Below are 14,081 nucleotides of genomic sequence, written 5' to 3'. Positions count from 1 at the left end.
ATCAATGCTCAAGCTGTGATCAGGCAACTCAAGCCGCATGGCAAAGGCACCAGGGACATCGTCACTTCTGAGCTATTTGCAATCCAAGCTGAAACGAATCCCCGGCCACTACGTCACCAGAAAATGAAATGAGAACGTGGAGCGGCTGCCAACTGAAAAACTGTGCTGATGCAGACATTGCTTGAACTCAATGCAAACCCATCAGTGATGAAGGTTGAAATCAGCCGCTGCCAGCAGCGTCTTCACCGCACACGGCGACATCGGCCGGCCCCACTTCAATGCGATTCACGGTCGAGCGCCTGAAACAGCGCATGTCTCTCCTCTTCGTAGTCAGCAACCCATGCCCTCTGGCACAGGACGCTTGTCGTTCCCGTGGTTACCGTTCGATGACCTACTCGATCCTTCGTCCAGCATGTTTCAACAAGGCTCCTCAAGCGCACATATCCACCCGGGCATCCCTGCACTGGGACATCCTCTGGCACGCATCGCAGCAATCGCCGTCATCCTCGCACTGGCGCACTACCGTTGGGTGCAGTTTCCCTGGCGGATGCCGCTTGTCGGCATTCTAGGGATTGCCTTGGTCTGGCTGGAAACGCGCTCGCTGAGTGCCTGTGGATTAAAGCCTCAGCCGTCCCGCGCCTTGCTCGGCTGGACGCTGCTGCTGCTCGCGCTGGTCATCGGCGTCATCAATCCGTTCGTGCAACCGCTGATCGATGCGCTGACCGGGACCAAAGCCGACTACAGCGGCTACGGCGCACTGCTTGGCAACGTCAACGCGGCAGCCCACCTGGCAGGCGGCGCCTGGCTCAGCGCGGCGCTTGGCGAGGAACTGGTCTTCCGTGCGTTCCTGATGCACCACCTCGATCACTTGCTGGGCCGCTATCGTGGCGGACGCGTGATGGCGGCACTGGCAGGGGGAGCCCTGTTTGGCGCGATGCACCTGACCCAAGGCATCTCGGGGGTGCTGCTGACCGGGCTTGTCGGCGCGTTGTTCGGCTATGTCTATCTGCGATCACGACGCAACCTCTGGGCGATGATCCTGGCGCATGGCTTGATCGACACCTGGGGCATTGCGACGCTGTATCTGGGTTGGTACTAGCAGACACCCACCAGGATCCGCTTGCTTCGGTGCCTCACTGCCAGCAAATCCTTGGCACGTCATCCGTAGATGCTGGACGATAGCGGCTTGTCCTTCTCTACACGAGCATTGTCAGACATGACCACCGATAGCCTGCTCTCGATCGTTCAAGCGCAGCTTGATGCCTACAACGCCAAGGATATCGACGCCTTGCTGGCCACCTATGCTGACGATGCCGAGCATTACACCTTGCACGGACCACAGCTGGCCAAGGGGCATGCCATGCTTCGCGAGCGGTTTCTGGCCCGCTTTCAGGAGCCGGACCTGCATGCGCAGCTGTTGTCGCGGACCGTCGTCGGCAACATCGTCGCCGACGCGGAGCGCATCACCCGCAACTTTCCAGACGGGATTGGCCTTGTTGAGATGCTATGCATCTACGAGGTGATCGACGGAAAAATCCAGAGAGCCTCATTCGCGACGGGCGCACGCATCGACACCGCACCTGCCCGATGAAACATTTCAGGCGATCGGTCTAGACCGGGCGCCTTTTCAGGCCGAGCGTAGAAAAGCCATCGAGCGCATTCTGGTTTCCAGTGCACCGCCCTGCTTCCCGGCATTACCAGGTCACAGGGCGGCACTGGCTGCGCGCGTTATGCGGCCAATGCGAGCTTCGCCTTGCCAGCGACGCTGCGTGAGCTGTTGGCAACACTCTCCACCAACGCAGTCGCCTGATCCTCAAGTGCGCGGGCCGACGATGCCATGGTGTCAACCAAAGCGGAATTCTGCTGCGTCGCTGCATCCATCTGCGAGATGGTTTGATTGATCTGCTCGATGCCAGCGCTCTGCTCGTGACTGGCCGCGGCAATGCCGCTCATGATGTCGTTGACCTGCCGCACCGAGGAAAGCAGTTCTTCCATGGCCTTTCCCGCCACGTTGACCTGCTCCGCACCCTGCCCCACCTTCGCACCCGAATCGGCGATCAGGTCGCGGATCTCCTTGGCGGCCATGGTGCAGCGCTGCGCGAGGCTACGCACCTCGGACGCGACGACCGCAAAGCCACGTCCCTGCTCGCCAGCCCGCGCCGCTTCCACGGCCGCGTTCAGGGCAAGGATATTGGTCTGGAACGCGATGCCATCGATGACGGTGATGATTTCGCCGATCTTCCGCGACGATGCCTGGATTGCCGCCATGGTGCTGACGACACCATTGACCAGCTCACCGCCATGCAACGCGGTCTCCGCGGCCTTGCTCGCCAGCGAATTGGCCTGACGCGCACCTTCGGCGTTCTTGCGAACGATGCTGGTCATCTCCTCCATGGAGCTTGCGGTCTCCTCGAGCGCCGCCGCCTGCTGCTCCGTGCGCCGCGACAGGTCATCGTTGCTGCGCACGATGTCGCCTGCCGCACTGCTGAGCGTGTTTGCCACCTCGCCCAGCTGACGCCCGGCTTCCACGTCCATCAATGCTCCAACCGCACGCAACGGCGTGCCGTCGGCAGCGCGCTTGGTCAGGCCGCGTGCGCGGAACCAGCGGTACTGGCCGTTCTTGAGCTGCAGGCGATACTCGATATCGAAGTTGGTGCGGCCACTGCGGTCGTTCAAATGCGCCGCGAACGCGTTCAAAGAACGCTCCTTGTCTTCCGGGTGCAGCCGTGACGCCCAGCTATCGAGCACATTGGGAAACTCCTGCTCGGACTCGAAGCCAAGCAGGTGGCGGAACTGCTGCGACCACCAGAACTCGTTGTTCGGGTTGATCGGATCACCTGCGATCACGCTCATGTCCCACAAGCCATCGCTGAGCATCTGTGAGCCGAGCTCGAAGCGCGTCAGCGTGATGTCGAGGAACTGCTCGCGCTCGCGACGCTCGGTGATGTCGGTGAGCGAACCCGCCACCCGGAGCGGCAAGCCCTGCGCATCGCGCTCGGTGGTGCCGAATGCGCGGAACCACCGATATTCGCCGGATTTCAGACGCAGGCGGTTTTCGACGTCGTAGGGCGTCCGACCGCTGCGATCGGCAAGGTGCGCCGCAAAGGCATCCAGCGTCGGCTGCTTGTCATCCGGGTGCAGGCATGCGACCCAGCTGTCCAGGACATTGGGAAAATCCTGTTCAGAGGCAAAGCCCAGCAGCCGGCGCATCTGCGGCGACCACCACACCGGGCTGTCGGGGTGGCTGGGATCGCCGGCGATGACGCCAATATCCCAGAGCCCGTCGGTCGTACCGCTGGCGACCAGCTCGAAACGGCCCTCCAGATGGCGTAATGCGGTGGCCGCGTCTTCCGCCTCGGCCTTGGCCAGGTCGCGCTCCTGCTGGGCCGCATACAAGCGCTCGGCCATCTTCTTGAGCAGCAGAGCCGATCCGTTGTTGGGCCACTGCGCACTGCCACCTTTCAACGTGGCATCAACCGCCTTGGTCAGTGCGTCCACCTTGTGGCTGTCGGAGAAAAACATAGCGGCCTCTGCTGCTTGCGTTGGGGATGCGTCCCTAGCGGCAGCGATCGGCCGTTCTTGATGGTTCTTTCCCGATCCACCACCCTGGGCGAGTCGAGCATTCAGCTAAGCAAGAGCAGCAGTCCTGGTGGATCGAGCCCGCGGCCTGCTACTCCTTACCAAACGCGGCGGCGGTCACCCTGCCATGCCAAGCCGGTCGCTGCAGTCGCTCAACGACTTGTCAAAATCCTTGCCCGGCAGCTGCAATCCGGGGCACTCCGGCCCGCGGATGCAGAGAGACTGCATGACACGAGGCAAGCAGCGAGGACGGCTAGACGCCAGTCGGCTCGTGGATCGGGCAGCGATTGAATTCGGAGCGGAATCGGCGCGAGGCTGCCATCACGATACGGCGCGCCCGGTTGATGGCGCCCAGCGGCCGGTGCGCGGCCAAGGCATGCCACGGCGAGAAGGCGATGCGGTCTTCCAGCTGCTGCGAGTTCTCTCCGTCCCAGCCAGCCTGACACTCGACCACCACGCGCGCGACTGCCACAAAGGGGCTGATGGATTGCGACCACTCTATCGACGCATCCTCGACCGGCATCTTCTCCACGTCCCGGCACAGCTGCACGCGCAGCTCCCACTCGGCCGGGCTGTCCAGGGTGCTGATGGCGTGATGAACGGCCTCGCGCTGCGCATCCGGGGAGTCGCCAACTTCCTGCCCATCGAGTTCGACGAGATTGCTGGACACCGGCGCCAGCGAGAACTTGGCAATGTAACGCCCGTAGAGGTACGGCACCTGCGAGAAAAACGTCTCGCCCAGCGGATGAACCTGCGGCTGTCCGCCCATCTGCTTGATGCTGCCGCTTCCCCCACCGATCTTTTCAAGCGTGTGTTCGACACCCCGAAGCACTTTTGAAAGCGCCGCCTTGGCGCCTGGCGCCTTTTCCGTGGTCGTCGCCAGCACCCGGAAATTACGCAAGAACCCATCGGGACCGGGGGTGGTGAAGGAAGGGCCATTGACCATCAAGAAATCCTGGCTGTGCTTCTCGTCTCCGCCCTCGACGCGCTCGCCGCTGACACCCAACACCTTCAAGGCCAGAGCGCGCGGGGTCGAGACAGCATCGCTCAGTTGTTCTGCAGGTGGCGATGACAGGCGGATGTAAGCATCGTATTGCCCGGGCCCTGCAAACAGGCCTTGTCGCAGCTCTTCGGGCAGATCGTTGAATACGCTGAGCTTGGCGGTGAACAGGCCCTGTCCTTTCGCATGGACTGCGCGGTGCGCATGCCCTTCCTTTTCAGCCACGGTCGTTGCCATGTCAACGAACAGCGCTTCCAGGGAACGAATGGTTTCCTGTTCACTGACGCTGGGCGTTTCCAGATCGGGGCGGTATTCGACGGGCGCGTTCATGAGGTTCCTGGCTTTATGGCTGGTCAGGCCAATGTGCTCCACCCGCTGTTTACGCTCCGTCGAAGCCGGGGACAGTCACTTGTCGAGGGCCGTACACCTACTCTGTCCTACCCTTGCAATGGCAATGGCTAATAGACGCGCGATCCGGCTTACGCTGGGCATTCCTTTCGCTTTTCTAGTCGAAGCTGCCGCTTCGTTAGAGAAACCCGCGGCAGTCCTCGCAGGCGGCTGATTTTGCTCATTTCATGAACAATTTATAGCCAGGCCACGCCCCTGATGTTTTTCCTCGTTTGCTGCCGCAAGGCTTAACTCCCATCAGCACACCAACACACAGTAATCACTGTTCGAAAGACGGCGGTGTTGTCGCGCTGGCAGCCTGCGCCTGCATCGAGGTCAGGGCACCCGCTCAAACAACGCCATATCGCGTTGACCATTCAAGAGCAGCGAAAGCACGGCGCTGCCATCAGGACGCATCTGCATCCTGGCTTGGCTGTCGCTGAGCCCCCGGCAGTAGCCGCTATCGTTGGCACCGATCCAGGCAGTCAAAGCACCTGCCTGCGCGCGCTCTCAGAACGACATAAACCGGCCCTGTGCCGCCGCGGGTGGACAGGATTCCGCGCCAATCCCCAGGCGAAATGCTGTCAGCCGCAGCAGCCGGTGCTGCAGGCAGCACCAGCAAAGCGCGAGCGCCGAAATCATGCGAAAGATGTGACGCGGACGATGATGTCGACCAGACATTGGAAGCGCCCATGGCGAATTTGACCGCGTGGAAAGGCCGTCCCGGCGTTGCTCAGCATCGGCTGCAGCAATCGCGGGGACGGCAAGCAGATGATGGCCATGAACCAGCTGCTGCGCCGAGACAGACGGCAGAGATTTGCAGACGCGTTGGCCACATCGGTTGGCAGCTGCCCTGCGCACGGTCCGCTGCAAACGGTACGGCACTGCCCGCCATGACGAATCGGCGGGTCTCGAAAAAAGCGGGCGCCTTAGTGCTCTGCAGCGACATATGGCAGACCGCGACCGCGCCCGACGATGATGAGCACTACGTCTACGCTATAGCCCTCCAACGCCGCATTCTCTGCCGCCGTGCGCGGAAATTTGCGTATATGAGGCGGAAATAGCGACGTTCGGGGCGCTCTCTCGACGCCCATGCATCATGGCCTGCGCGATCACGTCGGCATCTTCCTCGTCGATACCGAACAAACCTAAGCGAAGCTGATAGCCCCAGTTGGCGCCGACCTGGGTGAAGGCGAGCCGGCCAAGCAGTGGCCGGATCGGGGTTTCTTCCGCAGACTGCCAAACGACATCCCGCCGCCAGGGCCTGAAGCCGCTTGCCATCTCCACCTGGTAAGGTGCGCTATCGCGCGCTGCGCCGATCGCGGTGAAGGCTTGGCAACGTTCCTTGGCCCCGAAGGTGACGGTCGGCGAATAGTAGATCACGCAGTCGCCCGGCCTGATGCGCCTGAGCGGCGCCGCTTTGCCGTGACAGACCTGCATGAAGCCGGCCTCTCGACCGATCCGGACATGCTCCGCCGAGGCGACGGCAATCCAGGCCTTGGACATGGCTCACATCTCCTCGTTCACGGTGTAGACGCGCAGACGATGCCCGTCCGGATCGGCGGCGACGAAGCTCCGACCGAAATCGAGGTCGGTGGGCGGCAGGGCGATATCCGCGCCCTTGTTCCGCCAATCGGTATGGATCGCATCGACCATGGCAGCCGTATCGACCTTGAACCCTATGTCGCAGCCGCCGCCCACAGCCGCCGGCGCGGGTTCCACGCCCGTCTTGCCCCAGAGGCCGAGCCCCAGGCCGGAGGGCAGGATGAACATGGCGAAGGTCGGGCTTGCGTCCACGGGTTCCTGCCCGAGCAGTTTCGTGTAGAAGGCGGCGCTCTTCAGCGCGTCGGTCACATAGAGAAGAATGCTGTTGCTGTTGGTCATGAGTTGCACCTGTCGTTCGTTGGACAGGCATGATCCTATGACCTGATGCTGCCAGTTTCCGGCAGTATCAAGCGTCCGGGCGCGGTATTTTCTGGATCTCCCGCCACTGTTTCAGCAGCACCTGACGTCGCTTGGGATAGCGGGCGTCGAGTATCTCCGCACAGGCGATGCGATCCGTGCGGAAGGAGCGAAAATCCTGGCGCAGTTCGCACCATCCGACCAAAACGCGCACTTGATCGAAAAAGGCGAGCGCGAACGGCCAAACCACACGCTCCGACCCTGTCCCTGATCCATCGCGATAGGACAGCGACAGTTTGCGTTCGGTGCGGATCGCTTTGCGCAGCAGCGCCGGGTCGATCGCGTCGGCCGGGATGTTGGCACCAGGCCCGACCAGCAGTGACGACGCATCCAGCTCGTCGCGCAGTTCGGGTGGCAATATGGCGGCGATCCGCGCCAGTGCGCTTCTCGCCGCATCACGCAGATGATTGTCTGCTCTGTCCGCTACCCAGCGCGAGCCCAAGACGAGCGCTTCGATCTCCTCTGCCGGAAACATCAGCGGCGGCAGAAGGAATCCCGGTTTCAGGACGTAGCCGACGCCCGGCTCGCCCTCGATGGTGGCGCCTTGCGCCTGAAGGCTGGCGATATCGCGATAGAGGGTGCGGATGCTGACGCCGATCTCTTCGGCCAGCACCTTGCCGCTCACCGGACGGCGGTGGCGGCGAAGCGTCTGGAGAAGATCGAAAAGGCGTTCGGAGCGGGACATGCAAGCAAGCTCATAGCCACTTCATGCTGCCATATAGTGGCAGCATGAGACTTGGCAGGTACAGCAGCCATGCGGCAATCGGCGGCTTTGGTGTCGCTATCGCGCAGAATTTCGCGCCACGGCGTGAAATCGGCGGGCTGGCGGAGAGAGTGGGATTCGAACCCACGGAAGGTTTGACCCTTCGCCGGTTTTCAAGACCGGTGCCTTAAACCGCTCGGCCATCTCTCCGATGCTGCTTTGCGTGACCGCCAAAGGCGTCGGGTGATCACGCTTGCGCCACGCGCGATGCGGGTGACGTGTGTCGATGGACTCCGCTTTGCGCGCTGCCATCGACCCGGGACTGCTCCCGGGCGCGCATTCTCGCATGCCCGGACGCGCTTTGCTAAGCGCCGCGTGTTGTTGAGCTGCGCAACTCTGCCAAGCGGTTCCGCTTGCCGGGTTACGCGGCGTTCTCGATTACGCAGCGCTGCCAAGCGACAGCGCTGATGTGCCGACGTCGACGACCAGGCGCAGCGCTTGGCCGGCTTCAGCCACGAACAGGCAAAGCGCTCAGCCAGCTTCAGCCACGGCCAGGCGCGGTGCGGTCGCGGCCGCACGCTTGAGCTTTTCGGCCAGCTCGGCGCAGTTGCCGCCGCAATCCAGGCGCGAGCGTTCGATTTCCTGCGGCAGGTGCTCGGCCAGGAAGTCGATGAACACCCGCACCGCCGGCAGCAGGCCGCGGCGCGAGGCGAACACCGCGTGGCAGATGCCTTGCGGGAGCGACCAGTGCGGCAGTACCACTTCCAGCTCGCCGCTGCGCACTGCCTGGGCGCACACGGTTTCCGGCAGCATGGTGATGCCGAAGCCATCGCGCGCCATCGACTGCAGCAGCGGGAAATCGAAGCCGGCCAGACGCGGCTGCAGGTCCACGCGGCGCATCTCGCCATTGGGGCCGTGCAGTTCCCAGCGCTGGTGCGCTTCGTCTTCGCTGGTGCTCATGGTGGTGTGGTTGGCCAGCTCGCTCGGGTCCTTGGGACGCCCGGCGCGGTCCAGGTATTTGGGGCTGGCCACCAGCAACTCCTGCACCTGGCCAAAGCTGCGCATCACCAGGCTGCCGTCGTCGTCCAGGCGCGATCGCACGCGCAGCGCGATGTCGTAGCCCTCGTTGATGACGTCGACGCGGCGATTGCTGATGTTGAGCTGCAGCCGCACCTTGGGGTACTTGGCCAGGAATTCCGGCAACAGCTTGGGCAGCTGGATCTGCGCCAGCGAGACCGGAACGCTCACACGTACAAGACCGCGCGGCTCGGCACTGAGACGATCCACCACCTCGCGCGCGGCCTGGGCTTCGGCCAGCATGGTCTGCGCGTGCCGATGCACGCTGGTGCCGACGTCGGTGACCGCAAAGCGGCGCGTGGAGCGCTGCAGCAGGCGCACGCCAAGATCCGTTTCGAGCTGGCTGATACGGCGGCTCAGGCGCGACTTGGGGATCCCGAGCGCACGCTCGGCCGCGGCGAAGCCGCCGTGGTCCACCACCATCGCGAAGTAGTACAGGTCATTCAGGTCGTGCATGGCGCATGCATCCATGGATAGAACGATAGGTAATATTTAACCACCTTTATTCCAACAGAGCAACGACCTGATACATCAGAAATGTAGTTCCTTGCAGCCAGACCATCGAACTCTTGCGCCCTGAGCTCCATCGTTTTCGCCGCGGCTACGCGCAGCACCCAGCGCAGATGTCGGCGGGTAGCGCTCGCTAGATCCGCCGGGATCTTCCAGGCGCCGCAACAGGCCGTGCGCCATGAACATGCAAACGGGGCCAGTGATGGCCCCGTTCTTGATCAATATGTTTAACAGCTACGCCATCTCAACCTGGGCGGCTGAGCGGCCGCGCGAGCAACATGCTAAACAAGGCTGACGAGCGAGCCGGAGCTGGCAGTCGCCAGTCGAGGCTGCCTGCCCGCCCGGAATCGAATATTAAGATGCATGCCCATTCCAGGCATCGGCCGCGTCCGCCTGGATGCCACGCAGCCGGAGCCTCGGCCGCTCTTATCCGATCCGCTCGAGCCCGCCCATATACGGACGCAGCACCTCGGGCACATTGAGCGAGCCGTCGGCGTTCTGGTAGTTCTCCATCACCGCGATCATTGCGCGGCCCACGGCGGTGCCGGAGCCATTGAGCGTGTGCAGCAGCTCCGGCTTGCCGCTGGCCGGGTTGCGCCAGCGCGCCTGCATGCGCCGCGCCTGGAAATCGCCGCAGTTCGAGCACGACGAAATCTCGCGATAGGTGTCCTGCGACGGCAGCCACACCTCCAGATCGTAGGTCTTGATTGCCGAGAAGCCCATGTCGCCGGTGCACAGCAGCACCTTGCGATACGGCAGGCCGAGTTTTTCCAGCACCACTTCGGCGCAGCGGGTCATGCGCTGATGCTCGGCATCGCTATGTTCCGGCGCGCAGGCGGTGACCAGCTCGACTTTTTCGAACTGGTGCTGGCGGATCATGCCGCGCGTGTCGCGGCCGCCGCTGCCGGCTTCGGCGCGGAAGCACATCGAATGCGCGGTCATACGCAATGGCAGACGCTCGGCATCGACGATTTCGTCGCGCACGACATTGGTCAGCGGCACTTCCGAGGTAGGAATCAGATAGCGGCGCGACTCGCCCACTTCGGTCTGAAACAGGTCGTCCTCGAACTTGGGCAGTTGCCCGGTGCCGCGCATCGATTCGGCATTGACCAGCAGCGGCACATTGGTTTCTTCATAGCCATGCTCGCCAACATGCAGGTCGAGCATGAATTGCGCCAGCGCGCGGTGCAGCCGCGCGACCGGCCCGCGCAGCACGGTGAAACGCGCACCCGACAGCTTGGCGGCAGTCTCGCCGTCCAGCCAGCCGTGCGGCGCACCGAGTTCCACATGGTCCTTGACCGGGAAGTCGAACTGGCGCGGCGTGCCCCAGCGCGACTGCTCGACATTCTCGCTCTCATCCTTGCCCTGCGGCACGTCGTCGGCCGGCAGATTGGGCAAGCCCAGCGCGATGGTCTCCAGCTTGGCGCGAATCACCTCCAGCGCTTCTTCGGAGGCTTTGAGCTCATCACCGAAACCGGCCACTTCGGCCATCAGCGCAGTGACATCCTCGCCCTTGGCCTTGGCCTGCCCGATCGCCTTGGACTTGGAGTTGCGCTGACTCTGCAATTCCTGCGTGCGCACCTGGATGCGCTTGCGCTCGCTTTCCAGCGACTCCAGTTCCGCGGTGTCCAGGGAGAAACTGCGCGTGCTGCGCAGGCGCTCGGCAAGGTCGGCGGGATGTTGGCGAAGCAGGGCCGGATCTAGCATCGGGAGTCTGTGTGTCGGTAGGAAGCGCGAGATTATCGCCTGTTCCGTCACCTGCTGCGATCGATTCACCGCCGCTATGCCAGAATTGGCCCGATCCTTCAGGTGAGCCCTATGCCCGCGCCCCGCCCTGCGTCCGATCGTCAGATCGTCCTGCGTCTGCCCCGCCACACCCTGAAAATTGCCGGTATCGCCTTCGTTGCCGGCCTGCTGCTGTTCCTGCTGGTGTGGGCCACCGGCCGCAAGGACGACTTCTACAAGGCCTCGCCGGCGCAACCGGCTGCAGGTGCGCAGGCCGACGACAACATTCAGCCGCTGCCCGCGCCGCTGCCGGCCCAGGACGGCGCCAGCGACATGCCCCAGGCCAAGCCACCGGAGGAAGCCCCGACACTGGTGGAAACTGCGCCGCCAGCCTCGCCCGCGCCGACGCCCTTGCCGGAGGACGCGGTTCCCGGCGCGCCGGGCGCAGCACCGGCAAACACCGCGGCGGCCGCAGGCGGAGATCGCCCGGTGCCGATGCAGGGCCAGATGCCGCCGCCACGCTATCCCTCGGCTGCCTTGCGTCGCGGCGATGCCGGCGACGTGGTGGTGCGGGTAGACGTGGACGCAGCGGGCAATCCGGGCGGGGTGACGCTGGTGCAACGCAGCGGCTCGCGCGATCTGGACCGCGCCGCGATGGAAGCGGTGCGTCACTGGCGCTTCCATCCGGCGCAGCGCAACGGCCAGCAGATTGCCGGCAGTCTGGATATCCCGTTCGAGTTCAAGCCGGCGCAGTAAGTCCACCGATAGCTGCGTCGCATACACCGCAAAACCGATGACCGCCGGACTGCAGCAATCGACGAACATCACTGCGCGTTAACCGGACAACGTGGGTCAAACCAGACCCCGACTCGGTTTGACCAAGCTGAATGTCTACCGCCGTTTAAACCCTCCTGAGTGCTCTGCCTTAGCTGGGCCTCAGGCAAGGCCGACCAGACTGGCCACGTCATCCCAAAGATGCGCCAGGAGGCCGGCCATGTCCTTCATCTCCAATCCCTCGTCACACCCCACCCAGGCACTGCCGCCCCGCCCCGTGCATGCGGAAGACCGCGTGGGCGACGACATGGCCGACGGCGCCTCGCCATGGCTGTGGGCGACCCTGCTGGCGCTGCTGGTGGTGGTGCCGACCTGGTGGTGGGCCCGCCATAGCGATGAATCGTTTGCGACCGATACGCGCCCTGCGCCTGCGGCCAGTCGGCAGATCCTGCCGACCTCGGAGGGCCCGCGTGCGATGACCATGATTGCGCACCAACCCGCGCGCGCGCCGATCAGCACTGAAGAAGCGATTCCGCTGCCGGGCAATGCGATGCCGAGCTACCCGTCGGATATCGCGCAGGCCGGGATCGCAGGCAGCCGCACCGCCCGCCTGCAGCTGGATGTACAAGGCCGGGTGAGCGATGTGAGCATCGTCGATCGCAGCGGCAGCAACGACCCGCGCCTGGATGCAGCGGTGATGGACAGCTTGCGTCAGTGGCGTTTCGAGCCAGCCACCCGTGACGGCCACGCCGTCGTCAGCAGCGTGCAGGTGCCGGTGGAGTTCACCGCAGAGCGCTGAGTGGGATCAACCGAGTTGGATCGCAGTAGCGCCGTGCTGGCTGAAATGCGGCATCTAAACGTCGACTGACAGGCGTTACCACTCAACCACTCACGAGGCTTTAGCTCGAGCAGTCCTCATTCGATGAGAGAACTGCCCGCCTTTCCTACTGAAGCCGTTTCACTACTCAGGCCGTTTCAAGCCCGAAACCGGCGTCCCGCGCCAGGCTGTCGAACCCCGGAAACGAAGTTGCGACATTGGCCACGTCGTTAACCCGCACGCTGCCGGTGGACAGCTGCCCGGCAATGGCAAACGCCATCGCGATGCGGTGGTCGCCATGGCTTTCGATCACGCCGCTGCCGATGCTGCCGCCATGAATGGTGGCGCCATCCGGGGTCTCGTCCACCTGCACGCCCAGCGCGCGCAGCCCGGTGGCCATGGCTGCAAGGCGGTCGGACTCCTTGACCCGCAGTTCGGCAGCGCCAGTGACCACCGTTTGCCCGGTTGCCGCAGCGGCGGCCACAAACAGCGCCGGGAATTCGTCGATCATGTCCGGCACCAGCGCTTCGGGAATCTGCGCGCCCCGCAGCGGCGCATAGCGCACGCGTAGATCGGCCACCGGCTCGCCACCATGTTCGGCGTGACGTTCTTCGGCGATATTTGCGCCCATCAGCCGCAGTGCCGCGAGCAACCCGGTGCGACGTGGATTCAGGCCCACCGCACGCAGCAGCACCTCCGAACCGGGAATGATGCTGGCTGCCACGATGAAGAACGCCGCCGACGAAAAATCCGCAGGCACCGCGATATCGGTGGCGCGCAGACGCTGACCACCGCGTAGCCGCGCCTTGCCGGGCGAGAAGTCGATCTCAACGCCAAACGCGGACAACATGCGTTCGGTGTAATCGCGGGTGGGATGCGGCTCGCTGACCGACGTCTCTCCCTGCGCATACAGGCCCGCCAGCAATACCGCGGATTTGACCTGCGCACTGGCCACCGGCGAGACGAAGTCGATGCCATGCAAGACCTGGCCGCCGTGCACACGCAGCGGCGGGGTGCCGTCGTCCTCGGTGTCGATGCGCGCGCCCATCTGTGCCAGCGGGCCGGTCACGCGCCGCATCGGGCGCTTGGACAGCGACGCATCGCCGACCAACTCGCTATCGAAACGCTGCGCCGCCAGCAGGCCGGCGAGCAGACGCATGCCGGTGCCGGCGTTGCCACAGTCCAGCGCCTGGCTGGGCGGCTGCAGTCCATCCACGCCGACGCCGTGCACGATGCGCTGCGACGCCGACGGCGTGTCGATGCGCACACCGAGCTGGGCGAAAATGGCCGCGGTGGAGCGCGTGTCTTCGCCTTCGAGAAAGCCGTCGATCTGCGAGACGCCATCGGCCAGCGCGGCGAACATCACCGCGCGATGCGAGACCGACTTGTCGCCGGGGATTGCCAGGCTGCCCTGCAATGCGCTGCCCTGCCGGGCGATCCAGTGGTGCGTGCTGCTGCTCATGCGTGTGATCCGATTGCTGCGGCATCGCCCTGTGCGGCGATACGTGTTGAAGAGTGTCGTGGCGCTGCCGTCACCTCGGCCGGTG

The 14,081-nt window shown here is 64.0% G+C and carries 12 protein-coding genes and 1 tRNA gene; 4 read left to right on the top strand and 9 right to left on the bottom strand.

Going from position 1 to position 14,081, the window contains the following annotated elements; translation table 11 throughout:
* Nucleotides 1–547 precede the first annotated feature (547 nt).
* Nucleotides 548–1,099, top strand: coding sequence for a CPBP family intramembrane glutamic endopeptidase (locus AC1PLA_RS08885; protein WP_481106179.1), 552 nt, complete (start codon nucleotides 548–550; stop codon nucleotides 1,097–1,099).
* 117 nt (nucleotides 1,100–1,216) lie between these two features.
* Nucleotides 1,217–1,591, top strand: coding sequence for a nuclear transport factor 2 family protein (locus AC1PLA_RS08880; protein ID WP_226426456.1), 375 nt, complete (start codon nucleotides 1,217–1,219; stop codon nucleotides 1,589–1,591).
* A gap of 137 nt (nucleotides 1,592–1,728) precedes the next feature.
* Here AC1PLA_RS08880 and AC1PLA_RS08875 read toward each other — a convergent pair whose 3' ends face one another.
* From AC1PLA_RS08875 to serS, 8 genes are all read right to left on the bottom strand, one after another.
* Nucleotides 1,729–3,522, bottom strand: a complete 1,794-nt coding sequence (locus AC1PLA_RS08875; protein WP_481106008.1) for a methyl-accepting chemotaxis protein — start codon at nucleotides 3,520–3,522, stop codon at nucleotides 1,729–1,731.
* Between the two features lie 310 nt (nucleotides 3,523–3,832).
* Nucleotides 3,833–4,909 (bottom strand): catalase family protein, encoded by a 1,077-nt coding sequence (locus AC1PLA_RS08870; protein WP_481106007.1) that lies wholly within the window; start codon nucleotides 4,907–4,909, stop codon nucleotides 3,833–3,835.
* Nucleotides 4,910–5,962: 1,053 nt separating this feature from the next.
* Entirely contained in the window at nucleotides 5,963–6,472 is a 510-nt protein-coding gene (locus tag AC1PLA_RS08865) for an EVE domain-containing protein (RefSeq protein WP_481106006.1), read from the bottom strand.
* A 3-nt stretch (nucleotides 6,473–6,475) separates the two neighbouring features.
* Nucleotides 6,476–6,850: a VOC family protein gene (locus tag AC1PLA_RS08860; protein WP_481106005.1), complete on the bottom strand. Its 375-nt coding sequence runs from the start codon at nucleotides 6,848–6,850 to the stop codon at nucleotides 6,476–6,478.
* Between the two features lie 67 nt (nucleotides 6,851–6,917).
* On the bottom strand, nucleotides 6,918–7,613 hold the full coding sequence (locus tag AC1PLA_RS08855; protein ID WP_104559198.1) for a helix-turn-helix transcriptional regulator: 696 nt from the start codon (nucleotides 7,611–7,613) through the stop codon (nucleotides 6,918–6,920).
* Between the two features lie 138 nt (nucleotides 7,614–7,751).
* A tRNA-Ser gene (locus AC1PLA_RS08850) sits at nucleotides 7,752–7,841 on the bottom strand.
* A gap of 321 nt (nucleotides 7,842–8,162) precedes the next feature.
* Complete coding sequence (locus AC1PLA_RS08845; protein ID WP_016903391.1) at nucleotides 8,163–9,179, bottom strand: LysR family transcriptional regulator; 1,017 nt, start codon at nucleotides 9,177–9,179, stop codon at nucleotides 8,163–8,165.
* Nucleotides 9,180–9,644: 465 nt separating this feature from the next.
* On the bottom strand, nucleotides 9,645–10,925 hold the full coding sequence (serS, locus tag AC1PLA_RS08840) for a serine--tRNA ligase (RefSeq protein ID WP_481106004.1): 1,281 nt from the start codon (nucleotides 10,923–10,925) through the stop codon (nucleotides 9,645–9,647).
* Nucleotides 10,926–11,036: 111 nt separating this feature from the next.
* On the opposite strand from serS, the gene AC1PLA_RS08835 reads away from it, so the two are divergent.
* Both AC1PLA_RS08835 and AC1PLA_RS08830 read left to right on the top strand, forming a co-directional pair.
* The gene (locus tag AC1PLA_RS08835) at nucleotides 11,037–11,699 is read left to right on the top strand and encodes an energy transducer TonB (protein ID WP_481106003.1); all 663 of its coding nucleotides are present in this window, start codon (nucleotides 11,037–11,039) and stop codon (nucleotides 11,697–11,699) included.
* A 349-nt stretch (nucleotides 11,700–12,048) separates the two neighbouring features.
* Nucleotides 12,049–12,516, top strand: a complete 468-nt coding sequence (locus AC1PLA_RS08830; RefSeq protein WP_481106178.1) for an energy transducer TonB — start codon at nucleotides 12,049–12,051, stop codon at nucleotides 12,514–12,516.
* Between the two features lie 166 nt (nucleotides 12,517–12,682).
* On the opposite strand, the gene aroA is transcribed toward AC1PLA_RS08830, so the two are convergent.
* Nucleotides 12,683–13,996, bottom strand: coding sequence for a 3-phosphoshikimate 1-carboxyvinyltransferase (gene aroA, locus AC1PLA_RS08825; protein WP_481106002.1), 1,314 nt, complete (start codon nucleotides 13,994–13,996; stop codon nucleotides 12,683–12,685).
* Nucleotides 13,997–14,081 lie beyond the last annotated feature (85 nt).

It is taken from the genome of Xanthomonas sp. NCPPB 1826 (assembly GCF_056725285.1).
This window is presented reverse-complemented; position numbering and strand designations above follow the sequence as displayed.